This window comes from Geovibrio sp. ADMFC3 (assembly GCF_054687035.1).
This window is the reverse complement of the sequence record NZ_BAAFZG010000002.1, coordinates 1208144-1232970: the sequence shown is the minus strand read 5'-3', so window position 1 is coordinate 1232970 and position 24827 is coordinate 1208144. Positions and strand designations below refer to the sequence as shown.

The 24827-nt window shown below is 44.7% G+C and carries 20 protein-coding genes and 1 riboswitch; of the genes, 19 read left to right on the top strand and 1 reads right to left on the bottom strand.

Annotated elements, in window-relative coordinates; translation table 11 throughout:
- The first annotated feature begins 111 nt into the window (after positions 1 to 111).
- From ACYRYY_RS06090 to ACYRYY_RS06075, 4 genes are all read left to right on the top strand, one after another.
- Positions 112 to 1914 carry a sensor histidine kinase gene (locus ACYRYY_RS06090; RefSeq protein ID WP_460214713.1) on the top strand — a complete coding sequence of 601 codons (1803 nt, stop codon included), beginning with the start codon at positions 112 to 114 and terminating at the stop codon, positions 1912 to 1914.
- A 216-nt stretch (positions 1915 to 2130) separates the two neighbouring features.
- Positions 2131 to 3867, top strand: a complete 1737-nt coding sequence (locus ACYRYY_RS06085; protein WP_460214712.1) for a DEAD/DEAH box helicase — start codon at positions 2131 to 2133, stop codon at positions 3865 to 3867.
- Positions 3868 to 4002: 135 nt separating this feature from the next.
- On the top strand, positions 4003 to 5214 hold the full coding sequence (locus ACYRYY_RS06080) for a DUF438 domain-containing protein (protein ID WP_460214710.1): 1212 nt from the start codon (positions 4003 to 4005) through the stop codon (positions 5212 to 5214).
- A 102-nt stretch (positions 5215 to 5316) separates the two neighbouring features.
- The gene (locus tag ACYRYY_RS06075; RefSeq protein WP_460214709.1) at positions 5317 to 5691 is read left to right on the top strand and encodes a VOC family protein; all 375 of its coding nucleotides are present in this window, start codon (positions 5317 to 5319) and stop codon (positions 5689 to 5691) included.
- 343 nt (positions 5692 to 6034) lie between these two features.
- On the opposite strand, the gene ribB is transcribed toward ACYRYY_RS06075, so the two are convergent.
- Complete coding sequence (gene ribB / locus ACYRYY_RS06070; RefSeq protein ID WP_460214708.1) at positions 6035 to 6700, bottom strand: 3,4-dihydroxy-2-butanone-4-phosphate synthase; 666 nt, start codon at positions 6698 to 6700, stop codon at positions 6035 to 6037.
- A gap of 73 nt (positions 6701 to 6773) precedes the next feature.
- Positions 6774 to 6921: riboswitch (FMN riboswitch) on the bottom strand.
- 294 nt (positions 6922 to 7215) lie between these two features.
- On the opposite strand from ribB, the gene ACYRYY_RS06065 reads away from it, so the two are divergent.
- The 15 genes from ACYRYY_RS06065 (at position 7216) to ACYRYY_RS05995 (ending at position 24818) form a co-directional block, all read left to right on the top strand.
- Entirely contained in the window at positions 7216 to 7617 is a 402-nt protein-coding gene (locus ACYRYY_RS06065; RefSeq protein ID WP_460214707.1) for a response regulator, read from the top strand.
- On the top strand, positions 7614 to 7805 hold the full coding sequence (locus tag ACYRYY_RS06060) for a hypothetical protein (RefSeq protein WP_460214706.1): 192 nt from the start codon (positions 7614 to 7616) through the stop codon (positions 7803 to 7805). Before ACYRYY_RS06065 ends, ACYRYY_RS06060 begins: the two co-directional genes overlap by 4 nt.
- Positions 7789 to 9027, top strand: coding sequence for a methyl-accepting chemotaxis protein (locus tag ACYRYY_RS06055; RefSeq protein WP_460214705.1), 1239 nt, complete (start codon positions 7789 to 7791; stop codon positions 9025 to 9027). Before ACYRYY_RS06060 ends, ACYRYY_RS06055 begins: the two co-directional genes overlap by 17 nt.
- Positions 9028 to 9037: 10 nt before the next feature.
- Positions 9038 to 9388: an STAS domain-containing protein gene (locus tag ACYRYY_RS06050; RefSeq protein ID WP_460214704.1), complete on the top strand. Its 351-nt coding sequence runs from the start codon at positions 9038 to 9040 to the stop codon at positions 9386 to 9388.
- Complete coding sequence (locus ACYRYY_RS06045) at positions 9388 to 9753, top strand: response regulator (protein ID WP_460214703.1); 366 nt, start codon at positions 9388 to 9390, stop codon at positions 9751 to 9753. Before ACYRYY_RS06050 ends, ACYRYY_RS06045 begins: the two co-directional genes overlap by 1 nt.
- A 4-nt stretch (positions 9754 to 9757) precedes the next feature.
- A complete protein-coding gene (locus ACYRYY_RS06040) occupies positions 9758 to 11842 on the top strand; it encodes a chemotaxis protein CheA (RefSeq protein ID WP_460214702.1) in 2085 nt (694 codons plus the stop codon).
- A 46-nt stretch (positions 11843 to 11888) separates the two neighbouring features.
- Entirely contained in the window at positions 11889 to 13886 is a 1998-nt protein-coding gene (locus ACYRYY_RS06035; protein WP_460214701.1) for a HAMP domain-containing methyl-accepting chemotaxis protein, read from the top strand.
- A gap of 16 nt (positions 13887 to 13902) precedes the next feature.
- Positions 13903 to 14400, top strand: coding sequence for a chemotaxis protein CheW (locus ACYRYY_RS06030; RefSeq protein WP_460214700.1), 498 nt, complete (start codon positions 13903 to 13905; stop codon positions 14398 to 14400).
- A gap of 143 nt (positions 14401 to 14543) precedes the next feature.
- Positions 14544 to 16619 carry a HAMP domain-containing methyl-accepting chemotaxis protein gene (locus ACYRYY_RS06025; RefSeq protein WP_460214699.1) on the top strand — a complete coding sequence of 692 codons (2076 nt, stop codon included), beginning with the start codon at positions 14544 to 14546 and terminating at the stop codon, positions 16617 to 16619.
- Between the two features lie 59 nt (positions 16620 to 16678).
- Positions 16679 to 17527, top strand: a complete 849-nt coding sequence (locus tag ACYRYY_RS06020; RefSeq protein WP_460214698.1) for a CheR family methyltransferase — start codon at positions 16679 to 16681, stop codon at positions 17525 to 17527.
- 16 nt (positions 17528 to 17543) lie between these two features.
- The gene (locus ACYRYY_RS06015; protein ID WP_460214697.1) at positions 17544 to 18038 is read left to right on the top strand and encodes a chemotaxis protein CheD; all 495 of its coding nucleotides are present in this window, start codon (positions 17544 to 17546) and stop codon (positions 18036 to 18038) included.
- A 1-nt stretch (position 18039) separates the two neighbouring features.
- The gene (locus ACYRYY_RS06010) at positions 18040 to 19107 is read left to right on the top strand and encodes a protein-glutamate methylesterase/protein-glutamine glutaminase (protein ID WP_460216461.1); all 1068 of its coding nucleotides are present in this window, start codon (positions 18040 to 18042) and stop codon (positions 19105 to 19107) included.
- Between the two features lie 19 nt (positions 19108 to 19126).
- Positions 19127 to 21481: a histidine kinase dimerization/phosphoacceptor domain -containing protein gene (locus ACYRYY_RS06005; RefSeq protein WP_460214696.1), complete on the top strand. Its 2355-nt coding sequence runs from the start codon at positions 19127 to 19129 to the stop codon at positions 21479 to 21481.
- 41 nt (positions 21482 to 21522) lie between these two features.
- Positions 21523 to 23412, top strand: a complete 1890-nt coding sequence (locus tag ACYRYY_RS06000) for an ATP-binding protein (RefSeq protein WP_460214695.1) — start codon at positions 21523 to 21525, stop codon at positions 23410 to 23412.
- A gap of 14 nt (positions 23413 to 23426) precedes the next feature.
- A complete protein-coding gene (locus ACYRYY_RS05995; protein WP_460214693.1) occupies positions 23427 to 24818 on the top strand; it encodes a sigma-54-dependent transcriptional regulator in 1392 nt (463 codons plus the stop codon).
- Positions 24819 to 24827 lie beyond the last annotated feature (9 nt).

The window sequence follows — 24827 nt, the reverse complement described above, 5'->3', positions numbered from 1 at the left end:
TTCCCCTCATATAAAACAGTTAGACATTGTTATTGAGATTGCGAACCCCGGCTCAAGGGGTTATGCTTTTGTATCTGACAAAATATTCTATGATTCAGAGGATATGTATATATGAAGGCGTTTTTGCGTTTCGGTGTCCTTATAGTTTTATTCACTGCGGCTTTTGCCGCTCTTTATGTTTCCTACACGGAAGTTCGTAAAAAAAGTCTGGAAAAACTCTCGGAAAGACAGATGCTTCTCGCTAAACAGGCGGCTACCGGGCTTGAAGAATTTTTCGGCAGCTACACCAATATGTTCATGCAGTATTCCCTTGCTCCTGAAATGATCAGCTTTACACATGACGGTAAACGCCTCATCAAAACCCTTTATGAATTTAATAAAAAACCGTTTAAAGCAGTCACCAGATATGATGAAAACGGTGTGATTATTTATACATACCCGGAGAGACCAGATCTGGTGGGGACAAATATCGCAGACCAGGCTCATGTTAAGCTTATTCTGCACAACCATCAGCCGAATCTTAGCGATGTTTTCTCAGCCGTACAGGGTTTTAAAACTGTGTCGCTGAATGTACCTGTTTTTAAAGGTGATGAGTTTAAGGGGGTTTTAAGCGCCCTCGTGGATTTTGAGTATATATCAAAAAAATACATACAGAGCATAAGCATAGGGGAGTCCGGCTATGCATGGATGGTGGACAAAGATGCTAATCTTCTTTTCAGCCCTGTTCACGGTGAAGATCTTATCAATGTGAAATTTGAAGCAGAAAAATACCCTGATTCGGCTGCACTTGTCGGAAAGATGCTGAATGGCGAATCCGGTTTCGGTGAATATACGTATGATATGGTGCGTGATAAGTCGGTTGGACCGATAAAAAAACTGGCGGCATACACTCCTGTTCATGTGCTTGACAACTTCTGGTCTCTTGCTGTGGTTATCCCGGAAGACGAAGCATACGCCGACCTATCGGGTTTTTATAAAAAAATGCTGTTTATCATGATTATGATGTTCTGTGCTTTTGCATTTTATATAAGCATAATATTAAGAATGATGAAGCTCTCCCTGATGAATACTGAATTGGCGATGAAGGTTTCGGAAGAGGTTGAAAAAAGGAAGGAGCAGGAAAAAATGCTCCTTCAGCAGGCGAAGTTTACTTCAATGGGCGAGATGATCAACGCCATAGCTCATCAGTGGCGCCAGCCGCTCACTGCCATAGGGTTCGGCATTCAGGAGATGGGGGAAATCGCCAAGGAAAAACACCATACGGATGAATATGTGGATGAACAGGTGCGGTTTCTCATGGATATAGTCATGCACATGTCTGAAACAATTGATGATTTCCGCAATTTTTTCCGTCCCGACAAAGACAGAGTGGAACTCGACATCAGGCGCACTGTGGTTGCTGTCTATAACATAATAAACACGCAGTTTTCTGCGGTAAATATCAAGGTGACTCTTCTCTGTGAGACTCCGGGGCGGAAATATGAGCTTCACTGCGAGAAAGATGTTACGGATGAGGATGCGGAGCTATACATTGTTGAAGGTTATGAAGGCGAAATGAAACAGGTGTTTCTGAATATTCTTCAGAATGCCCGTGATGCTCTTCTGCTTTATATGGCAACAGATAACAGACAGGGAACTGTTGCTGTTAATATAACGCCCCATGCCGGATATATAGATATAGACTTCACAGATAACGGAGGCGGTATCAGGGCGGAGCATCTGGATAGAGTATTTGAACCCTATTTTACAACAAAAGGTGAGTCTGTGGGATTGGGGATAGGTCTTTTTATGTCAAAAACTATTATCGAAGAACATATGAACGGATTTCTCATGGTGCGTAATATTAAAGACGGCGCAAGGTTTACTGTGCGTCTTAACAGAAAATACCCTGATCCGGCAGAAGAAAATGAATGATTTCTAAATAAATTGACTGATTTGTTCTAAAATTACGTTGCAAAATCTCAAAATCTGTTTATTGTGTATTCTACAGGACGATAGTATAAGAATATCCCCCAGATGATTTCCTTATCCTAAAGCAAGCACCCCCCGCAGTGATTTGTATTCAGAGTCAGATAAGCATAAGCCGGTCGGCTGCTTCAAGCGTGCCTGAAAAAATATAGTGAGATAATAATGGACGAAAAAGAAACAACAGGCTTCGAGCATTTCGGGCTCAGCGCAGAAGTTATGCACGGTATTATGGAATGCGGCTTCAAATCACCCAGCCCAATCCAGCAGCAGGCTATCCCTCACCTTCTTGAAGGAAAAGACATGATAGGGCAGGCACATACGGGGACAGGGAAAACAGCGGCTTTCGGGCTGCCTTCAATAAGCCGTCTTAAAAAGACAGGCGAAGTGGAGATGCTTGTAATAACTCCCACAAGGGAACTCGCCATGCAGGTGAGTGACGAACTCTACAGATACGGCAAATTTGCTGACATCAACACTACAACAGTTTACGGCGGTCAGTCGTATTCACGCCAGTATGAGCGCTTAAGAAGGGGAACTCCCATAGTTGTTGCCACACCAGGCAGACTTCTTGATATACTCTCCTCCGGTAAGGTAAAAAACTTTACTCCTTCAATAGTTGTTCTGGATGAAGCAGATGAAATGCTTGATATGGGATTTCTTGAGGATATACAGAAAATATTTACCTTCCTTCCCGAAGACAGACAGACTCTTCTCTTCTCCGCAACCATGCCTGACTCGATCAGGAAACTGGCTGCGACTATCCTTAAGGACCCGGTTCACATAAGTGTGATGAACAAGGAAAAAACCGTAAGAGATATTGACCAGAGATACTACGTTATAGAAGAGCAGGAAAGGGATGATGCAATCATCCGTCTTATAGACAGCTTTGAGCCTACACGCTCAATTATTTTCTGCCGTACCAAAAAAGAAGTGGAACGCATATGCACCACTCTTATAGGGCGAGGCTATTCTGCAAAAGGGCTTCATGGAGACATGGAACAGCACCAGAGGGAAGAAGTGATGAACTCCTTCCGTGACGGACGTATTTATACTCTCGTGGCGACAGATGTTGCGGCGAGAGGTCTTGATGTTAAGGATGTAACCCACGTTTTTAACTATCACATGCCTTTTGACTCTGAAAGCTACATACACAGAATAGGCAGAACCGGCAGGGCAGGAAGCAAAGGTATAGCCATTACACTGGTTACACCGCAGGAACTCAGAGGCCTTAACCGTATTCAGCGCAGCATCGGCGATGTTATGACACAGAAATTCATCCCTACACTTCAGGAAGTCAGGGATGAGAACATTGCAAAACTGGTGGATAAGGTTGCTGAGTGCGAAATAGATAAAAAAGCTGCTGAAGTGCTTGAGATGCTCACTGCTGAACACAGTGAAGTCAATATAGCTCTTAAGCTTGTATCCATGCTTCTTGATAGAGAAAGCTACGCAGGACCCGATCATATAGGTCTCAGCCCCAAAAGGGTTCAGAGAGTCTTTGAAGATGAAAAGCGTGAGCGTATGGACAAGTCAAAAGGCAGAGGCGGCAGCAGACGTTCCGCAGGCGGCTCAAGAGATCGTTTCAGCCGTGACCGCAAAGACAGAAACGACCGTTCCGCTGGTGACAGATTCAGCCGTGACAGAAGTGAACGCCCGTCAGGAGACAGATTCCGTGATAAAAGCGAACGTCCCTCAGGCGAAAGGTTCCGTGACAGAAGCGAACGCCCCGCAGGAGACAGATTCCGTGATAAGAAAGACCGTTTCGAGAGCGGCGACCGTTTCAGGGATAAAAACTCCTCAGACGGACAGTCACGTCAGAGCGGATGGAACAGGGAAACACGCCCCGAAAGGGAAAAAAGCGGCGACTCCTTCTGGAAAAGACGCAATACAGAAAAATAATTATAATACTGAAGCCTCCTATTCCGGGAGGCTTTTTTCTTTTAATCCCCCAAAACCTATTTGGAACAACTCAGTCTAAGGAGCCGCTAACCGTTTAGTTGTGTTAAACTGTTAAAAAGCGGAGGTATGCGGAGAATGACCATAAAAAGCGGATTTTCAGAAGAAAGGGCAGACGCTTTGTTTCTTCTTTTTTCAGGATTCATTGACGGCAGGGACGGTAAAGAGCTTTTTGACACCTATAAGCCTCTTCTGGACGGGATAACTCCAATGGAGGTTCTTGTGATGGGCGACCGCCTCCTTAAATCCGGCTATTCTATTGATAGTATTAAAAAGCAAGTTGAAAAAGTTTTTAATGTTATCATTCCGGCTCTGAAGGAATATGAATGGGAAGAACCTCACGGAGGCGCTGTTTACTGGCTGATGGAAGAGAACAGGGCGCTTGCTGCTCATATGGATGAAATGAAAGTCAAGATAAGGGAATTAAGTTCTCTTGAAGAATCATCTGTGGAGTATTCGTCAGTTTATTCCGCCTTGAAGAAGGACTTCCGCAGACTAATCGATTTTGAGCCGCACTATCTTAAAACAGAAAATATTCTTTTTCCGTTTCTCGAAAAACACAGTTATTTTGAACAGCCCTTGAAGGTTATATGGTCTCTGGATGATGATATACGTAAAGTTATCAAAGAGATAAATTATGCCCTCGATGCCGCTGACAGTTTAGGTATTGAGGAGCATACTGTTATAGGACGGCTGTTCATGCTGATGATGCGTATGACATACAAGGAAAATCTTGTTGTTTTTCCCGCTGCTGCAGAATGTCTGAACGGAAAGGATGATGCGGATATGCTGCGAATGTTTGCTGAAATCGGCTTCGCATTTGTTGAGCCTCCTGCGGAAACTGATTCGGCAGAAGAACCGAAAGCCTGTCAGGAAGGGTTTATCCGCATGGGCGGTACCGGGTTTCTCTCTGTAAATCAGCTTGTCAGAATGATGAACAGTCTGCCGATTGATATAACTTTTGTTGATGAAAATGATGAGGTGAAATACTTTTCAGAGCCGAAGGACAGATTTTTCACCCGCAGTCCGGCGGTAATAGGACGTAAGGTGCAGAACTGCCACCCACCGGACAGCATAGATACGGTGAACCGCATAGTTGAATCATTCAGAAACGGAGACAAATCCGAGGCAAAATTCTGGATAAATCTGCGGGGGAAGATGCTTCTGATATGCTATTACGCCGTAAGGGACAATAAAGGAACTTATATCGGCACTGTGGAAGTAACGCAGGATATAACAGAAATAAGAGAACTGAAAGGCGAGAAGAGGCTGCTTGACTGGGAAGGCTGATTTAACAAATATTTATGAAAAAGACCTTGAAAATATGGAACTGTTGTTGCAGATTAAAGTCTTTGTCTGACAAATAAAAAGACGCTGAACAGGGGTATGTTGATGAAGTTTAGGTTTTTGCACAATAATATTAACGTTTTTGATCTCGGCAGGAGTCTTGAGTTTTACAAAAAGGCTTTAGGTCTTGAAGAGGTCCGCAGATATAATCAGGAGGACGGAGACTTTATCCTTGTTTATCTTGGGGATGGGGTTACGCCGCACCAGCTTGAGCTTACATGGCTGAGAGACAGGGAAGAGCCCTATGACCTCGGCGAGAATGAGATACATATAGCCTTTGGCGTGGATGATTTTGATGGCGCTTATAAACTTCATAAGGAAATGGGCTGCATCTGCTTTGAAAACGAGGCAATGGGCATCTACTTCATCGAAGACCCTGACGGCTACTGGGTAGAGATTCTGCCAAACTCAAAAGCCTGAAACATTTATATACAGTTCCATGGATGGAACTGCGCCGTGCGAAGCGAAGCCTTGTTTTACAAGGTGCGAGCGTGTATCCAAAATTTCCATGGATGGAAAATTTTGGATTATTAGGAGAAGAACCTGCGCCGTGCGAAGCGAAGCCTTGTTCTACAAGGCGCGAGCGTGTGTATCAATACGGCATGACGGCGTATTGATATTATTAAGACAGAGATTCTGCCAAACTCAAAAGCCTGAAACATTTATATACAGTTCCATGGATGGAACTGGGGATAGTAAATTTTAAAGGTCAGTAAATTAGTCATTAAAACCCGCCGTTTTTATTCCGGCGGGTTTTGAGTCACTAAGCCTTAGCAGCTCCGGTCAGAGCTGTATCCTTTGCTTTTATATAACTTATAAGATCTTCAATAGTAACGACCGGATATCCGTGTGCCTTTCCAAATGCGGCAACTTGCGGAGTTCTTGCCATTGTTCCGTCAGGGTTTGTCAGTTCACATAAAACTCCACAGGGTTTAAAACCTGCAAGACGCATGAAGTCTACAGTAGCTTCAGTGTGCCCTTGACGCTCCAGAACTCCTCCCTTTCTTGCCCTCAAGGGAAATACGTGTCCCGGCCTGTTCAGGTCGGAGGGCTTTGCTCCGTCTTTCACAGCAGCCCGTATGGTGGTTACTCTGTCCGCAGCGGAAACACCTGTTGTGACCCCTTCTGCGGCTTCGATTGTGACTGTGAAGCCTGTCCCGTAACTGCTGGTGTTTTTATCCACCATCATGGGAAGCTCAAGTTCCTGTGTTTTCTCATCTGTAAGGCAAAGGCACACAATGCCGCTGCATTCCCGAATGAGAACAGCCATCTGTTCGGGTGTAATTGTCTCTGCGGGGAAGATCAGATCTCCTTCGTTTTCTCTGTCCTCATCATCAAGAACAAGAATTCCTCCGCCGTTTTTCAGCGAACTGAGGGCATCTTCAACCCTCTCGAATGATGTTTTGGGTAAAATACATTTCTGATTCACGGTAAACCTCTTCATTTTCGTAAATCAGGGCAGAATTAAAGGGGAAGTAAAGGCATGAAAATTACGGCATGCGTCAGATCCTCTTTCGTCCGGACTGTACCGTCGGCTTCGGAATCTCACCGAATCTGCTGACTTCCGTTTATCAGAAACGGAACGCTCGCGGGCTTACCCTGTGTGGGATCACCGCCGGTGGGGAGTTTCACCCCGCCCTGAGAATATATTTTTATTATAATCTTTTATTATCAGGTGTCAATGTTCTGTCTTATTCATGTTTCCATGTTGAGTCAATAAGGGTTGACACTCTTTGCATACCCTCATTCAGAGGGGAATTCATCGGATCGTGTTGTTTTGTCAGTAAAAGTTGACATCTTTGTAACTGCTTGGAAATAAGGCTTTTTGGCTTCCTTTGCAAATTGTGTCAACTAATGTTGACTCGGTGTTTCGATGTAACTTTTTGTAACATGCTGTTCTTTAAAGTGTTTACTTTTGGCACAGGTGTTGCTTTATAAACATACATGGATAACACTAAACAGCTTGAAATACTTTTTGCTGAAGATGAAGAAGAGCTGAGAAGAGGCGTATGTCTTTACTTCAGAAAATTCGGATACAAGGTTACTGAAGCCGCTAACGGTTTGTCGTGTATAGAGAAAATTAGAAACAAAGAAATGACTGGAAAAGGCTTTGACCTTATTCTTCTTGATGTGATGATGCCGGAAATGACAGGGCTTGAAGTTCTTGATTTTCTTCACAGAAACGGGCTTAAAATCCCTGTGTTGCTTATAACCGGCTATCTGGATGTAAAACCGGAGGATTCATACGTTAAGGAAATGGTCGTAGGGCTTCTTCATAAACCATTCAGTCCATCTGAACTCATTGAGAGTACACACACAATTTTGCAGAGGAGCAAAAAAACATGAATTCAATGATTTTCAGAACAGGCATTACGATGATAGCTATTTCAGGGATTTTTATGGCTTTGTTTGAATATTTCAACATAAGCGTTTTATCAGCGGCACAGATGATGGTTTTTCTGTTCTTGTCATTTACAGGGATGGCTGCCGCATCAATAAAAGCAAAAAGGAAATATTATGCGGGAACTGAGTGACAAAACAGGCATCTATATAGCGCTTTGTGCAGGTGCGGCTGCATCTGTTGCAGTGTATTTCACCGGCGGCTTAACTGCATTTGCCGTGACTATTGTTTTAAGTGCGGCGGCTGTTTCAGCCGCCTACATCTCTGCTGTCAGAACTGCTGAAAAATGCAGCGCACGGGCAGAGGAAGAAAAACAGGCGGAAATGAACAAGCTGCACGAGTTTATTACATGCACAAAAAAACTTCTGGATGACAGGGCAGATCTAATGCCGATGTTCTCAGGACAGCTTCAAAATGTGATCAGGGATTCTGAAGAATCAGCTAACGAGATTAGCGGCAACTTTATGAGCATAGTGGAGCAGGTAGAGGCGCAGGGTGATCTTGCGGGTTCTGCAATATCGAACCTTATGGATAATGACAAAAGCGGAAACTCGATGATGGAAAAGAACAGAACGGTTTTGCTTGAAGTTATCAAAACTCTTAAGGAAACAGGAGCCTTTTCTGATTTGGTCAGCTCTCGTCTTAATATGATTATGGAGGGGGCCGAAAAGGTTAACTCCACTGTCTCTCAGGTGGAATATATTGCAGATCAGACAAATCTTCTGGCGTTGAACGCAGCCATCGAGGCGGCGAGGGCAGGGGAACACGGCAGGGGTTTTGCAGTGGTGGCTGATGAAATAAGAAAGCTTTCCGAGCAGTCAAACCGTTTTGCTATGGATATCAGAAATTCTGTTAAGACTATAACAAACGATATAGAAGATATTTACCATGAATCCTCTGATAATGCGGAGAAAATGAACGAGCTTGCCGTGTCTTCAGAGCAGGATGTGAATGAAGCGCTGGGTCTCCTTGACGGCGGCATAAATTCAGCAAAAGAAACTATAAAACGCCTTCAGGAAGAAACAGCGAAAACCGCAGAACGAATAAGAGGGATTGTGATATCGCTTCAGTATCAGGATATAAACAGGCAAAGGATAGAGCATGTGATCGAACCGCTTGATATAGTCGGAAAAGATCTTATTGGTCTTTCCGCTGCAATGAATGATGTGGGTGTAAATCTCTGCACACTCCGCCTGAGCGATCTCAGTTCGCATCTTAAAACCATGTACACAATGGAAAGCGAAAGAGAGATATTTGAAAAACACATCAAGGGGTTCGGCGGAAGCGTAGGCAAAAGCAGCACCGGTAAACAAAAGAAGCCGGCGGCAGAACCGGACAATGTAGAGTTATTTTAGGAGTATGAACATGTTAGACATCAAAGAGGAAAAGAACGGTTCGGACTGCATCCTTTCCTTATCCGGCGACCTTACAGTTTGCAACATTGGTCAGGTGCGTGAAAAGCTTATGGAACTCTATTCCACAGAGGACAGAGTGAAGGTTAATATTTCAGGTGAGTCCAGTATAGATTTCACTTTTTTTCAGCTTATGTGTTCTGCGCACCGCACTTTTTCTTCTGTGGGAAAGAATATTTCCTTTGACAAGAAAGAAGGGTGCCCCCTTGAACTCAAGAAATACAGTCTGGGGTTTTCAAGGCGCACAGGGTGCAGTCAGGATAAATGCGGAAACTGCCTTTGGGCAGCAAAGGAGAGTGTTTAATGGGAAAGGTTATTCTTAGTGTGGACGATTCCGCCAGCATAAGGCAGATGGTAAAATTTACACTCACAAAAGAGGGCTATGAGGTGATTGAAGCCTCTGACGGAGCAGATGCCCTCTCTAAAATATCCGGTAAGAAAATTGATATGGTGGTGACAGACCTTAACATGCCCAATATGGACGGCATCACCCTGATAAAAGAACTTAGAAAGCAGGCAGCTTTTAAGTTTATTCCGATAATCATGCTCACTACCGAGTCTCAGGATTCTAAAAAACAGGAAGGTAAATCAGCAGGCGCTACGGGTTGGATTGTCAAACCTTTCAAACCCGAACAGCTTCTGGGAGTAGTAAAAAAAGTTTTAGGATAGGGTTATGTCCGCAGATATTCATAAACAGGCATTTGTGACCGAGGCAGGAGAACTGCTTGAAGACCTTGAGCAGTCTCTTATGGAGCTTGAAAACACACCGGATGATTCTGATCTGGTGGCAAAAGTTTTCAGGGCTATGCATACTATCAAGGGTTCGGGCTCAATGTTCGGTTTTGACAACCTTGCTGCTTTTGTTCACGGCATCGAGACCGCTTATGATCTTGTGCGTGAAGGCAAGCTTGCCGTAACACAGGAGATGATAGAAAACTCTCTGAAGTCCTGTGATGTTATAAAGGAAATGGTTGCGGACGAAAGTCTTGATTCTTCATGTGGTGAACCATTGGAGCTTAAAAGTTTTTTTGCTTCACTTCACGGAGGAACCCCGCAGGATGCTCCTGCATCCGTTTCTGTCGACACTGAAAAGACCTCCGCCGGGAAACCGCTTACAACATATCGGATACAGTTCAAGCCGTACGAAGATATTTTTTCAAGGGGTGTCAATGTCCAGCTTCTTTTAAATGAACTAATGGAGCTGGGAGAATGCCGAATTGTGGCACATCCTGAACGAATTCCCTATCTTGAAGAGCTTGAAAGTGAGAAATGTTACGTAAATTGGGATATCATTCTCTCCACGGATAAAGGTGAAAACGCCATAAGGGATGTCTTCATTTTTGTTGAAGACGACTGCGATATTACAATCACTCCTGTTGCTTTTTATGACGGATCAGAAGTGGAAAACCATGAAAGAATTGGTGATATTCTGGTTGAAAAAGGTGATATCTCAAGGGTAGAGCTTGAAAAAGTGCTTGTTGAAAAGAAACGTCTCGGTGAGATGCTCATAGAAAAAGGTGCTGTTGCTCCATCTGCTGTGACAGCGGCTCTGGAAGAACAGCGTCATATAAAAGACATGAAGGAAACCAAGGCGAAAAAAGCCGAGGCGGAAAGCATGACATCCATAAGGGTGCAGTCCGATAAGCTGGACTTCCTTGTGGATCTTGTAGGTGAGCTTGTAACTGTTCAGGCACGCCTCAGCCAGACTGCGGCAAGGAAAAATGAGCCGGAACTTCTTAAGATAGCCGAGGATGTTGAAAGGCTCGTGTGGGACCTTCGGGACAATACCATGAGCATAAGAATGCTCCCCATAGGTTCGACATTCAGCAAGTTCAACAGGCTTGTGCGTGATCTCTCCCATTCTCTGGGCAAAAAGATAGAGCTTGTCACCGAAGGAGCTGAAACAGAGCTGGATAAAACCGTTATCGAAAAGCTTAATGATCCCCTTGTACATCTCATAAGAAACAGTATTGACCACGGTCTTGAAATGCCTGAAGAGAGAAAAGCATCGGGCAAAAAAGAAACAGGAACAATCACACTCAGCGCCAGACATTCGGGCGACAGCGTTCTCATACAGATAACCGACAACGGAAGAGGCATAGACCCCGAAAAGGTTCGTAAAAAAGCCATTGAAAAGGGCTTGATAGCAGAAGGCGTAGAACTCACCGCAAAAGAGGCGTGTGACCTGATTCTTGCTCCGGGCTTTTCCACTGCCGAAGCCGTTTCAAACATATCCGGGCGAGGCGTGGGTATGGATGTGGTCAAAAAGAATATTGAGTCTCTCAAAGGCACGCTGGATATATCCTCCGAAAAAGGCAAAGGAACAGTGATAAGCCTGAAACTTCCCCTCACTCTGGCAATCATAGACGGGCTCCTCATCAGGGTTGCGGACCAGTTTTTCATTATACCCCTTGCAGTGGTGGAGGAGTGTATTGAACTCACGCCGAAGGATGTGGCAAATTCCCACGGGCGCAGCATCATTCAGGTCAGGGGCGATATTGTGCCTTACATCAAGCTTCGTGAGCTTTTCGGCATCAAAGGCAATGTGCCTGAAATTCAGCAGATAGTTGTTACCGAAATAGACGGAAGGAGAGTCGGCTTCGTTACAGACGCAGTAATTGGTGATCATCAAACAGTTATAAAGTCACTGGGCAAAATATTTAAGGAGGTTCACGGAGTATCCGGAGCAACGATACTCGGCGATGGTTCAGTTGCACTGATCATAGACGCTGTGAAGATATATCACGGCATAGAGTAAATATATTTTTTTAATTTTTTTTTATCTGAAAACCTTGGAGGTTGATATGTTGAAGAATCTGAAGATCGGCATGAAGCTGCTGATAGGCTTCGGTATTGTCCTTCTGCTTACCCTTATGGTGGGGCTTGCGGGGTACACCGGAATGAACAAAGTTCTCGGAAGCGTTGAGTATTCCGAAGATATGTGGACTGTGGGCGAGTTTATGCTCAATGCACGCCAGCAGGAAAAAAACTACATGCTCAGAAAGGATCAGGCGTCTATAGACGAAATGAGTAATGCGATTCAGGGATTAAAAACCCGCGCAGAAGAATCATCCAAAAGGATGAATGATCCGAAGATCACGGAAGCAATTAACAGTATTGTCGACAATGCAGGGGAATACGGTGCAGTTTTCGATAAGTATGTACTGGTCGAAAATGAAAAAACCGAAGATGAAAACAGAATGGGCGTTGCCTTAACAAATGTTTTCAAAGAAGCTGAAAATACCGTGAAAGAGCAGCTGGAACAGTTTCAGACCCTTGTGGCATCATCAACAAAGGATGCTCACGCCCTTGAGGATAAAGTAACTAAGATCGCACGCTCCTACAACATCATGCTGAACCTCGCAAAAGCAAGAACAATGGTTTGGCAGTTTAAGAGCAGCGGAGATCAGAAATACACCGAAGAACTGAGAAAGTTAGTGAGAAGTGCCAGAGAAACCGCAGAAGTTCTCAAGGCAAGTTTTGTTAACAAGGTAAACATAGACAGCGCACAGTCTCTCATAGAGGCTATCAATAATTATGATGACAATATTTCTCTTTACATAGAACGCACTGCAGAGCAGGTGAGGCTTGAGCAGGAACTGGTAACAAACGCCAGAGAAACTCAGGAGTTTACTAACAGCGCTAACGCTGAAAGCAGCAATATGATGCTTGCGGATTTCAGAAGCGCACTTGTGATGATACTTGTTATGTCCGCTGCTGCACTCATTTTCGGCATAGCAGCAGGTGTGGTGATAGCAAGAGGAATAACAATACCCATAAACATGGGAGTAGCTTTCGCCCGTGAAGTGGCAAACGGTAATCTGGACGCCGATATGGACCTCGAACAGAAAGATGAGGTCGGTATGCTGGCTGCAGCCATGAAGGATATGATCAATAAGCTCCGCATCATAGTGCTTGAGGTTAAGGCGGCTTCTCTTAATGTTTCATCCGGCAGCGGTCAGTTAAGCAGCGCCGCTCAGGAAATGTCACAGGGTGCCACAGAGCAGGCAGCGGCGGCAGAAGAGGCATCAAGCTCAATGGAAGAGATGACCTCTAACATAAACCAGAATGCGGATAACGCCCTCCAGACGGAGAAGATTGCCAGAAAAGCGGCTGACGATGCCAAAGAAGGCGGACACGCAGTGGATCAGACAGTTAAGGCTATGAAGGATATAGCCGGCAAAATCTCGATAATTGAAGAGATAGCCCGCCAGACAAACCTTCTTGCACTGAATGCTGCGATAGAGGCAGCAAGAGCAGGAGAACACGGAAAAGGCTTTGCAGTTGTTGCAAGCGAGGTTCGCAAGCTTGCTGAACGTTCTCAGGAAGCAGCTAAGGAGATAAGCGACCTCTCCACCACAAGTGTTGAAATTGCAGAAAAAGCGGGCAGCCTGCTTCAGCAGATTCTGCCGGATATACAGAAAACAGCAGAACTTGTGCAGGAAATAACCGCCTCAAGCAGTGAACAAAGAACCGGAGCGGAGCAGATCAACAGCGCAATACAGCAGCTTGATCAGGTTATTCAGCAGAACGCCGGAGCATCCGAGGAAATGGCTTCCACTGCGGAAGAGCTTGCCGGACAGGCGGATTCACTTGAGCAGACAATGCAGTTTTTCAAGATGAAGGACAATTCCGGTATTTCATCAGCTAAGAACAAAAAGGCTATAAAGACTGCACACATAAACTCAAAAACAACACCGGCTCCTAAACCGGCTAAACCTAAACAGCAGAAAGAAGGAGTGGAACTGAACCTTTCAGGGAATGACCACGACAAATTGGACGAAGAATTTATAAGTTACTGACAAATCGGAGGTAGTTATGTCGGAAAACATAAACGACACCGGGAACTGCCAAGTACTGACCTTTAAGATGGGAGAAGAGGTGTTCGGGGTGAACATCATGTCCGTCCGGGAAGTGCTTGACTACACCAATGTGACCAAAGTGCCGCAGACGCCTGATTTTATGAGAGGTGTAATAAACCTGCGGGGAAATGTTGTCCCCGTGATTGACCTTAAGCTCAAGTTCGGAATGTCCGCAACGGAGCGTACGGTGAACACCTGCATAATCATAGTTGAAGTGTTTCTTGACGGCGAAAGCGCAATACTCGGCGCATTGGCGGATTCTGTGCAGGAGGTGGTGGATTTTGAAAAAGAGTTCATCGAACCTGCACCAAGAATAGGCACACAGCTTAACACTGAATTTATTCAGGGGATGGCAAAAAAAGGCGAAGGGTTTGTAATCATTCTTAATATTAATAAAGTTTTTTCTGCTGATGAGCTGAGTATGTACTCCGGCTTTCAGGAGAACGCTTCATAAACCGGAATTTTTCCGTATTTTTCTGACGACGGATGAGCCGTCATTTATATCTGACGCCGTTGTGAACGGTAAAAGGGGAGGGAGCATGCCTCCCTCCCCTGCAGACCGTTACATCTGATCTCTGCGTGTGAGCAGCTTAATTTATGGCTATTACAGAGCGAGGGATTAAAATGCTTAAAAATATGAAACTTGGAACAAAACTCGGCATGGCGTTCGGACTGCTAATCCTCATTATAGCAGTACTTGGCGCTGTTGCTATGCTGAACATGTCAAGGGTCAAAACGGAGTCACTTAAACTCTCGGAAGAGTACGTTCCGGAAGTCAAACTCGCCGGTGAAATCGAAAGAACGAACTCCTCAATCATGCTCAGCATGCGTACCTTTCAGTACACAGGAAGTCTGGAAGACTATAACAAGGCTTTGAAAAGCTTTGAAAACCTGAAAAAGTATATAGCCGATATTCAGGTTTTGGGAGAAAAATCTCAAAATCTTAAAGCACTTAACGCAGCAGCAGGAGATGTGCTTGCGGCTGCAAATGAGTACGAGGGGTTGGCGAAACAGACTGCTGAAAACAACAAAAAACTTGATGATGCAAAGAATAATATGAACAGCTATGCGGCATCGTTCATGAAAAATGCCGAAGATTATCTTCACAGTCAGGAAGAAGCCCTGCTTACTGAAATACGCAGCGGAATCGGTGCTGATAAGCTTGCTGAACGCAGCCGGAAGATTACTGCCATGAGTAATGTCATTATTGATGGCAACCATATCCGGATCGAAGCCTGGAAGGCGCAGGCAACAAGGGATCTTACGGAGCTGACCGATGTCTTCCCGAAATTTGCATCTATAGAGGCGACCCTCAATGAGATAGAGTCTGTAACCCGCAGGCAGGTTAACCTGAACCAGCTTGCAAATATAAAGCTCGCTCTGGACGGGTATAAGCGCTCCATGGAAACACTCGCCCTGACATGGGCTGATTCTGACAAGATTGGTGATCAGAGAAATGTAACGGCAGGTATTCTCTTGTCAAAAGCCGAAGGCATAGCTGTAGCGGGGATGACGCAGACCACTGAGATAGCACAGCAGGCTGTATCAGTGCTGAACGCCTCATCTGTTACAATGGTTACCGGAATAATCATAGCAATTATAATAGGAGTAATCCTTGCGGTTGTTATGACAAAGATGATAACAAAGCCTCTTTTTATGGGAGTTGAATTCGCAAAACAGGTCGCAGACGGTAATCTTGATGCTCATATAGATCTCACCAGCAAGGACGAAATAGGCGAACTCGCTTCTGCTTTGAGAGACATGATAACAAAACTGAGAGATATAGTTTCCGACGTGAAAAGCTCATCCGAGAATGTTTCAGCCGGAAGTGAACAGCTTAGCAGCGCTGCGCAGGAAATGTCACAGGGTGCAACTGAGCAGGCGGCGGCGGCAGAAGAGGCGTCAAGCTCAATGGAAGAGATGACCTCAAACATAAACCAGAACGCTGATAATGCCCTCCAGACAGAGAAAATTGCCAGAAAAGCGGCTGATGATGCTAAGGAAGGCGGCTCTGCGGTTGCTCAGACTGTGAAAGCTATGAAAGACATAGCAGGCAAGATTTCTATTATAGAGGAAATCGCCCGCCAGACGAATCTCCTTGCCCTCAATGCTGCTATCGAAGCAGCAAGAGCAGGAGAACACGGAAAGGGTTTTGCTGTGGTAGCCAGTGAGGTACGCAAGCTTGCCGAACGTTCACAGGAAGCCGCAGGCGAGATAAGTACGCTTTCTGTAAGCAGCGTTGAAGTTGCGGAAAGAGCAGGTTCGCTTCTCGAACAGATACTGCCGGATATTCAGAAAACAGCGGAGCTTGTGCAGGAGATAACCGCATCCAGCACAGAACAGAGAACCGGAGCAGAACAGATCAACAGTGCTATTCAGCAGCTTGATCAGGTTATACAGAGAAACGCCGGAGCATCCGAGGAAATGGCATCTACAGCAGAAGAACTTGCAAGTCAGGCAGAGTCGCTTCAGCATGCAGTGGCATTTTTCAGAATGAGCGGCAGTTCCTCAGCTGTTGTCAGAACCCGCAGTAATACAGGTGGAGGCTTCAAACCTGCTAAAACACCTGCACTTTCTGCTAAAACAACAAAGAAGACAGACTCTTCAAAGGGCATAAGTCTTAATATGCACGATGACAATGACAAGCTGGATGAAGAGTTTGTAAGTTACTGAAAATAAAATATCCCGTTCTGCGGAGTTACACCGCAGGACGGGGGTTGGAAAGGTGGTGTATGTCTTCTAATTTTGATGTTTTTCGTCAGAATCTTTCATCCATGGAGTTTGAGCGCATTAAATCATTCATAGAAAATCACTGCGGAATCAAGCTCCCCCCGACAAAGAAACAGATGGTAGAGGGAAGATTAAGAAAGAGGCTGAGGAAACACGGCTTTACCACCTATGAGGAATATCTGGATTTTGTGTTTAACTCAGGTGAGGGTGAGGAGGAAATAGTCAGTCTCATAGATGTTATAACAACAAACAAAACCGATTTCTACCGTGAGCCCGGTCACTTTGAATATATGAGGGACAGAGTTCTGCCTTATCTTCTGAAAGATAATGACAATGCCAAGGTCAAAGTCTGGAGCGCAGGCTGCTCTAGCGGTGAGGAACCGTATACTCTTGCAATGGAGCTTCACGGTTTTTTTGAAAATATACGAGGCTGGAATTATGAAATTCTTGCCACGGATATATCCACCGATGTGCTGCAAAAAGCATGCACAGCTATTTATAATGAAGAAAAAATAGCCCAGCTTCCCTTTGAACTGAAAAAAAAATTCTTTTTAAGATCAAAAGATAAAAATGACTGCAAGGTGCGTCTGAAGCCGTTTATAAGAAAGTCAGTCAGGTTCTCCCGCCTTAATCTTATGGATGAAAAGTTTTCTCATGATAAGGATTATGACATAATATTCTGCCGTAATGTTATAATATACTTTGACAGAGACACGCAGGAGAGGATTCTGAAAAGGCTTGTGAGCCATCTTAAACGGGGTAGGTTTCTTTTTTTAGGACATTCGGAAACCATACATGGGATGGACCTTGATGTGGAGACAGTCGCACCGACAGTTTACAGAAAAGTATGATTCAGGAATAAGGCAGTTGATCAAAAGCATTTATTTGAAACCATGTGAAATGTATCTTGAAAAAGAACCTGCTGTGGTTAGTACGGTTCTCGGATCATGCGTTTCAGTGATAATGTTCTGGTCAGCTGCTAAAATCGGCGGGATGTGCCACGCCATGCTCCCGCTCGCCAATTTTTCAGTGGTAGGAAATAACCCTTCCCATATCAATAAATTCGTTGACAGTTCAATAACATATATGCACAGCCGCTTCAATGCATGGGGGGCTGTTCCTTCCGAAATAGAGGTCAAAGTCTTCGGCGGAGCAGACATGTTCCGCACAGAATCAGTTAAGCTAAAGAGAGAAACTGTAGGCACAAAAAATATACAGGCGGCTTTTGCCGCTTTGTCAGCTTTGGGCTATAGAGTCACTGCACAGGATGTGGGCGGAGATATGGGAAGAAAACTGTATTTCTACTCCTCGGAAGGACGTGTCTTTATGAAAAGCCTGAGGAATACGATGGACGCAGGTTGATATTATGGGTCTGAAAGTTCTTGTTGTTGATGATTCCGCAGTGGTGAGGCAAACCCTCACAGAAATCCTTTCATCCGATCCGGAAATAAGCGAGGTGGCATCCTGTCAGGATCCGTTCTACGCAGCGGAGAGAATGAAGCATTTTATTCCGGATGTTATCACTCTGGATGTTGAAATGCCACGAATGGACGGCATCACATTTCTTAAAAAGCTTATGTCTCAGCACCCTATCCCTGTGGTGATGTGTTCGAGCCTTACTGTCGATAACTCACAGACACTTATGAAAGCCATAGAATACGGTGCTGTGGACGTTATCCAGAAGCCGAGGTCGGGCACAAAGGCGTTCCTTGAGGAATCCAAGATTCTTATCTGTGATGCGGTAAAGGCTGCGGCAAAAGCGTCTGTCAAAAAAATATCCGCCGTTTCCCACACTGTTCAGCCTAAGCTGACGGCGGATGTGATCATGCCGAAAAGCACCAGCAAGGCTATGATGGAAACCACAGAAAAGGTTATTCTCGTTGGGGCATCCACAGGGGGAACAGAAGCGCTTACAGTGTTTCTGACTGCCATGCCGCCGGATTCGCCTGGAATAGTTATAGTTCAGCACATGCCGGAGAACTTTACAGCCTCGTTCGCCCAAAGGCTGGATTCACTGTCTAAAATAAGTGTCAAAGAGGCGGAAAACGGTGATACCGTGCTTCCCGGCAGAGCATTGATAGCACCGGGAAATAAACATACTCTGATCAAACGAAGCGGTGCCAGATACTACACTGAAATAAAGGAAGGTCCTCTAGTCAGCAGGCACAGACCGTCGGTTGATGTTCTTTTCCGCTCAGGAGCCAGATATGTGGGTTCCAACGCAGTTGCGGTAATAATGACTGGTATGGGCGATGACGGGGCAAAAGGTCTTCTGGAACTTAAAGAAGCCGGTGCGTACACCATAGCGCAGGATGAGTCCACAAGCGTGGTTTTCGGTATGCCGAAGGTGGCAATAGAACTCGGCGCAGCGCAAAAAATTCTTCCGTTGGGAAATATATCTCAGTTTGTTGTGGCGTATTGCAGGAACTGATGCAGGAGTTGATTTTAAAATGCAGGCAGATTTTCTTAATGAAATAATCGGCATACTGACCGCCTCAATGGCGGTTATGTTTATGTTTATGTATTTATACATAAATGAAAGGAACGATTATCTCAAAATTTGGGGATACAGCTGGCTTTTCAACATAATAAGGTACTCTGTTGAGATGATTATTTTCAGAAACGGGGAAAACGATTTCCTGTTTTTTCTGAAACTCAGCTTTGTACTGATGGGGGCTGTGCTGCTTGTCATGGGCGCTCATATGCTTATTGATAAAAAGAAGCCCCGCTTTGTCCTTCAGGGGGCTCTTGCGGCTGAAATCCTGCTTGCTGCGGCTGTTTTTTACGGAGCCGGGTATTTTGTAATAGATGCAGTAGTCTTTGTTTTCTCTGCTGCAGCATTTATCTACACAGGCTTTATTATTCTTGTTTCAAAATCATTTTACGGCTTTGGAAAGAAGGTGACAGGCGTGTCACTTATCCTCTGGGGAATTCATAAAATGAACTATCCCGTATTAATTGAAGGCACAAGAGAAGGTGCAGTTAATATCCAGTATTTTTCAGCGGGTTTTCAGCTTGCAGTTTTTTTAACCTTCACCGTGTCTGCCGGAATAATAATAATGCATTTTGAAAAAATGAAAAAGCTGGAGAGGCATCTTTCTATTATTCTGGATAAAATGAGCAGTACGGGCAGTTCGGCATATTATAGTTTCAGCTTTCGCCCCGAACCGTCTGTTGAAGTACTTAGCCGGAGTGCCTCAAGCCTTCTTGGTTTTACCGGAGATGAAGAAAAAAACGCTGAAATAATATACCGCATCGCAGACTATGAGAAAAACCGGAAGGGAACAGAGAACTCAGAAGAGATGGAATCTCTTCCTTTCACTGACTCCGAAGGCAGGCTCAGATGGCTTGAGTTTTACAGCATGGCGGAGTATTCGTCCGATGGTGATTTATTCTCGCTGACCGGTTTTGTATTCGATGCTTCAGATAAATATATGAAATTCAGAGAGAGCCTGAACAGGATGGAATGGTATGAGGGAATGTTCCGCCTTTCCGGCGTTCCCATGCTGTTTATTAATATCAACACTCTCATGATAGAGGATGCCAACCGTGCCGCAGAGATTTTCTTCGGCACAGGTGTAGAAAAGATGAAAAACCGTGCCCTTTCCGATTCTATTTTCAAGGAAAACCCTTTTTCTGCGGATTTTCTCAGGAAGATTGAAACAGAAGGACAGGGTAAAATGCAGTGCAGTCTTAAAAATGAGAAGGACACTGTTAAGGATTTTCTTCTGCTTTGTGCTAAGGTGCGTTTCAGGAACAAGGAATATATCTATGCAATAGTTGTTGATAAAAGTAATGAAAAGTACCTTACAAACAGGCTTTTCAGCCTTGAGAATATACACAAGGCACTTCTGAACGCAATGGATGAAGGAGTAATCGTATTTGACGGAGTTATGAATATTAAATTCATGAACAATTCCGCTGCCCGCATCCTGAAGTACAGCCCTTTATCCCAGCCGGACAACATAGACAGCATACTTTGCGCCGAGGACGGAAGCCCGGAATCTCCGATCCTTGAAGCGGTGAATAAAAACAGAGGCATACACAAAGGCGAAGTGTTTTTCAGAAACAGCAGCGGAGATGTTATTCCTGTTGCATACAGTATAAACAAACTCGAATACGACTCCTATGAGAGCGGTGGTGTTCTGGTTTTCAGAGATATAACAGAAGAAAGGAGAATCAAAAACGGACTGATAGCCGGGATAGAGGAAAAAAACTTTCTTATAAGAGAGATACATCACAGAGTAAAAAATAATCTTCAGATTGTCAGCAGTCTTCTCAGTATTCAGAGTGAGTATCTGAATGATGAAAAGGCAGTTGCTTACTTTAAAAACAGCATACAGCGGATTAAATCCATGGCGATAATCCATGAAATGCTTTACAGGGGCGACAGTGCGCAGGGGCTGGACTTCAAGGCATATCTTACACGCCTTGTGGGTGAGATATCTATGACGTACACTTCTGTCTGTCCGGTTTATGTTGATGTAAACTGCTGTGAGATGCGGCTTAATCTTGACGAATCAATAGCCATAAGCCTGCTGATAACGGAAATAATCACAAACTGCTACAAGCATGCCTTCGACAGAGATTCAGTGGATGCACGCATTAATATCTGCGTAAGTTTTACGGATGATGGAAAAAAAGAGGTAAGCATTGCGGATAACGGAGCAGGAATAGCCGACACAGAAGGTTTCAGAACTTCCGATACCCTCGGTTCACAGATAATTACATCGCTTTCTTCCCAGTTGGGGGGAGATTTGCGTATTGAAAATAACAGCGGAACTGTTTTTGTTTTGAAATTTTAACACTTTGTTTGTTAAGATTGTTGTAGTCAAAAGGAATTGTTATGGGAAAAATACTAATTGTTGAAGATGAAGCCTTGATTGCTATGGATATAAGGTCGAAACTGTTGAGTTTCGGCTATTCTGACGTTGTGTACGCTGTCAGACCTGAAGATGCGATGAAGGAGATCGAAAAGGAAATTCCCGTACTTGTTCTTATGGACATAAACCTCAAATCTGATCTGGACGGCATAGACCTCGCAGGTATCATCAATACCGCCTACCGCATTCCCATAGTTTTTCTCACCAGCTATTCAGATATCAGCACAATGGACAGGGCAAGTGAAGCCGCACCCTACGGATATATAGTTAAACCGGCTGAAACCCAGTCCCTTTATTCTGTTGTGTCAATGGCTATCAGAAGAGCCGCCGTGGAGCGCAACCTTGTGGAGCAGAACGGGCTTTTTGAAACTGTTCTGGAAAACTCCGCAGAAGGTATTGTGGTTGCTGATGAAGCTTTTAAAATCAAATACTTTAACCATATCTTTATGGAGATATTCGGCATAGAAAGGGGCGATATTTACGGTGAAAATGTTGGAGATGTCATAGCATCCCTGCAGCCTTCCCTGAAAGGTTTCGTTGAGGACGTTCTTGAGGGCAGAGACAGTCAGGCGAAAAGGTTTGATATTTCCCTTTCCGGCAACAGACGCAAAACAGTTCTGATGAATATTTCCACTTTTAGTCTGGGCGGCGAACAGACCAGATATCTTTTTATCTTTTCGGATCTGAGTGAACTGGAAAGAATGAAGGATGAGCTGGATACAACAGCGAGAAATTTTGATGAAATTTTTGAAAAGAACCGTGATGCACTCGTGCTGCTTAAAATGCCCGAACATACTGTATCTGACCTGAACCCCGCTGCAGAAAGGATGTTCGGGTTCAGAAAAGATAAAATGCTCGGTAAGGTCCCCTCGGAGCTTATACGTGTTCTGGCGGTAAGCGGCTGTATTCTCGGTGACTCCGGTCAGGACGAGGCTGTATGTACCATGACCCGCCTAACAGGCGAGACTTTCACGTTTCTTGCCAACTCCCAGCGGCTCAGTATCGGCGGAACAGATTACCTTTATCTTTCTTTCAAAGATATTACTGAGGCTAAAAAGCTTGAGAAAAGAGAGCGTCAGCTTCAGGAAAAGCTCATTCAGACCAATAAAATGACAGCGCTTGGCACACTGGTGTCAGGCATAGCCCATGAGATTAATAACCCCAACAATTTCATAATGTTTAACAGTAAAATGATGCTGGATCTCTGGAAAGGGTTCAGCGAAGTGCTTGACAGAGTTTACGAAACAGAAGGTGATTTTGAGGTGGAAAATCTGCCTTATTCTGTCCTGCGTGAGGATATTCCGAAGCTTCTGGAAGGAATCGCCGGCGGCTCGGAGAGGATTAAAAAAATTGTCCATGAGCTTAAAAGTTTTTCCAAAGGGGACACGGAAAACATGGAAGACATTATTAATGTTGAAGATGTTGTCACCTCTGCAGTGAAAATACTTAATCAGCATATTCTGAAATATACTTCTGATTTTTCCACGGACATCATAAAGCCTGTTCCAAATGTCAAAGGAAACAGGCAGAAAATGGAGCAGGTACTCATCAATCTGATTCTTAATGCACTTGAGGCTCTCCCTGATAAAAACGGCTCTGTCAGACTTCTCTGCACTTCAGATGAAAACGGAAATCTGAAAATCTGCGTTTCAGACACAGGGGTAGGCATTCCGGGTGATATAATTAGAAGAATAACCGAACCTTTTTTCACCACCAAGCTTAAGGACGGAGGAACCGGGCTGGGGCTTTCTATAGTGTATACTTATGTTAAAGAGCATAAGGGCGAGCTGGATTTTGCCTCCGAACCGGAGAAGGGTACGACCGTTACGGTGACTTTCCCCGCACAGGGATAACCAGAAGGAATACTATGCTGAAATACGATATTCCTATACTTCTTGTGGATGATGAGGAGGATATCCTTTTCTCCTACAGTTTTGCCCTGAAGAGTGCAGGCTATAAAAACATCACCACTGCGTCCGGCGGGCAAAAGGCACTTGATATCCTTGAGCAGAGAGCGTTTGCTCTTATTGTTCTGGATCTTTATATGCCGGAGATTGACGGAAACGATATTCTCGACTTCGTAATGGCAAAGTATCCTGAAACTCCGGTGATTATTATCACGGCGGCGGATGATTCCCAGACCGCTGTAAACTGCCTGAAAAAAGGCGCAGATGACTACATCCTCAAACCTGTGGACAGCCTCCGTTTCATTACTACCATCAAAAATATCCTTGAAAAAGAAGAACTTAAACGTCAGGTGGAAAGCTTTACCGAAGCAACTGAGGCATCGCACCTAAAATGCTCCTCCGATTTTTCTTCTATTGTCACAAAAGAAAGCTCCATGTTTGCAATATTTAAATACATTGAGGCTGTGGCAGGCGGAATGCAGCCCGTTTTGATATGCGGGGAAACAGGAACAGGAAAGGAGCTTATGGCAGAAGCCGTCCATAAGGCAAGCAGGCGGAAAGGGGCGTTTGTCCCTGTGAATGTTGCGGATGTGGATGATACAGTCTTTTCCGATACCCTTTTCGGTCATAAAAAAGGTGCCTTCACCGGAGCGGACAAAGCCCGGCGGGGTCTTCTTCTGGAAGCGTCCGGCGGAACTCTGTTTCTGGATGAGGTGGGAGATATCTCTGAAAACTCTCAGCTTAAACTTCTGCGTTTTTTGCAGGAAGGCACTTTCAGGGCAATGGGCAGTGACACGGAAGAAAAAGCCGATGTCCGCATAGTTCTGGCGACTAATGCAGACCTTGATAAAAAGGTGACAGAGGGCAGGTTCCGTAAGGATCTTTATTACCGTATTGCAATACATAAACTCTGTATTCCTCCTCTGCGGGACAGAAAAGGAGATATTCCCCTGCTTTTTTCCCATTTTTATAAGATGGCGGGGGTGGAACTCGGCACTCCTGAAAAAAACTTTGAAAAAGCAGCAGCAGGTATTCTCTCTTCATACACATTTCCCGGAAACATCAGAGAATTAAGGGCTATCGCCTATGACCTTGCGGCACGGAGCCCGAACATGCTTACAGCGGGTGATGTGATTGCTTATCTTGAATCCACAGGCAGAAGCAGAGGTGCTGTAAGCTCCGCTGTACCTGCGGGGACTCAGTTTACCTATTCCGGCAGGTTTCCTTCTCTCAAAGATATGGAAAATATCCTTATCAGTGAGGCGCTGAAAATCAGCGGCGGAAACCAGAGCAAAGCAGCCGCTCTTCTCGGAATATCAAGGCAGGCGATGAACAAGAGAGTCAAGGGATAGAGCTTTATT

Excerpts from the sequence above, each read along its gene's own strand:
- ACYRYY_RS05995 (WP_460214693.1), top strand. The coding sequence starts at position 23,427 with ATGCTGAAATACGATATTCCTATACTTCTTGTGGATGATGAGGAGGAT.
- ACYRYY_RS06055 (WP_460214705.1), top strand. The coding sequence starts at position 7,789 with ATGCGGGAACTGAGTGACAAAACAGGCATCTATATAGCGCTTTGTGCA.
- ACYRYY_RS06085 (WP_460214712.1), top strand. The coding sequence starts at position 2,131 with ATGGACGAAAAAGAAACAACAGGCTTCGAGCATTTCGGGCTCAGCGCA.
- ACYRYY_RS06000 (WP_460214695.1), top strand. The coding sequence starts at position 21,523 with ATGGGAAAAATACTAATTGTTGAAGATGAAGCCTTGATTGCTATGGAT.
- ACYRYY_RS06025 (WP_460214699.1), top strand. The coding sequence starts at position 14,544 with ATGGCTATTACAGAGCGAGGGATTAAAATGCTTAAAAATATGAAACTT.
- ACYRYY_RS06090 (WP_460214713.1), top strand. The coding sequence starts at position 112 with ATGAAGGCGTTTTTGCGTTTCGGTGTCCTTATAGTTTTATTCACTGCG.
- ACYRYY_RS06020 (WP_460214698.1), top strand. The coding sequence starts at position 16,679 with ATGTCTTCTAATTTTGATGTTTTTCGTCAGAATCTTTCATCCATGGAG.
- ACYRYY_RS06035 (WP_460214701.1), top strand. The coding sequence starts at position 11,889 with ATGTTGAAGAATCTGAAGATCGGCATGAAGCTGCTGATAGGCTTCGGT.
- ACYRYY_RS06050 (WP_460214704.1), top strand. The coding sequence starts at position 9,038 with ATGTTAGACATCAAAGAGGAAAAGAACGGTTCGGACTGCATCCTTTCC.
- ACYRYY_RS06080 (WP_460214710.1), top strand. The coding sequence starts at position 4,003 with ATGACCATAAAAAGCGGATTTTCAGAAGAAAGGGCAGACGCTTTGTTT.
- ACYRYY_RS06005 (WP_460214696.1), top strand. The coding sequence starts at position 19,127 with ATGCAGGCAGATTTTCTTAATGAAATAATCGGCATACTGACCGCCTCA.
- ACYRYY_RS06075 (WP_460214709.1), top strand. The coding sequence starts at position 5,317 with ATGAAGTTTAGGTTTTTGCACAATAATATTAACGTTTTTGATCTCGGC.
- ACYRYY_RS06065 (WP_460214707.1), top strand. The coding sequence starts at position 7,216 with ATGGATAACACTAAACAGCTTGAAATACTTTTTGCTGAAGATGAAGAA.
- ACYRYY_RS06045 (WP_460214703.1), top strand. The coding sequence starts at position 9,388 with ATGGGAAAGGTTATTCTTAGTGTGGACGATTCCGCCAGCATAAGGCAG.
- ACYRYY_RS06030 (WP_460214700.1), top strand. The coding sequence starts at position 13,903 with ATGTCGGAAAACATAAACGACACCGGGAACTGCCAAGTACTGACCTTT.
- ACYRYY_RS06040 (WP_460214702.1), top strand. The coding sequence starts at position 9,758 with ATGTCCGCAGATATTCATAAACAGGCATTTGTGACCGAGGCAGGAGAA.
- ACYRYY_RS06060 (WP_460214706.1), top strand. The coding sequence starts at position 7,614 with ATGAATTCAATGATTTTCAGAACAGGCATTACGATGATAGCTATTTCA.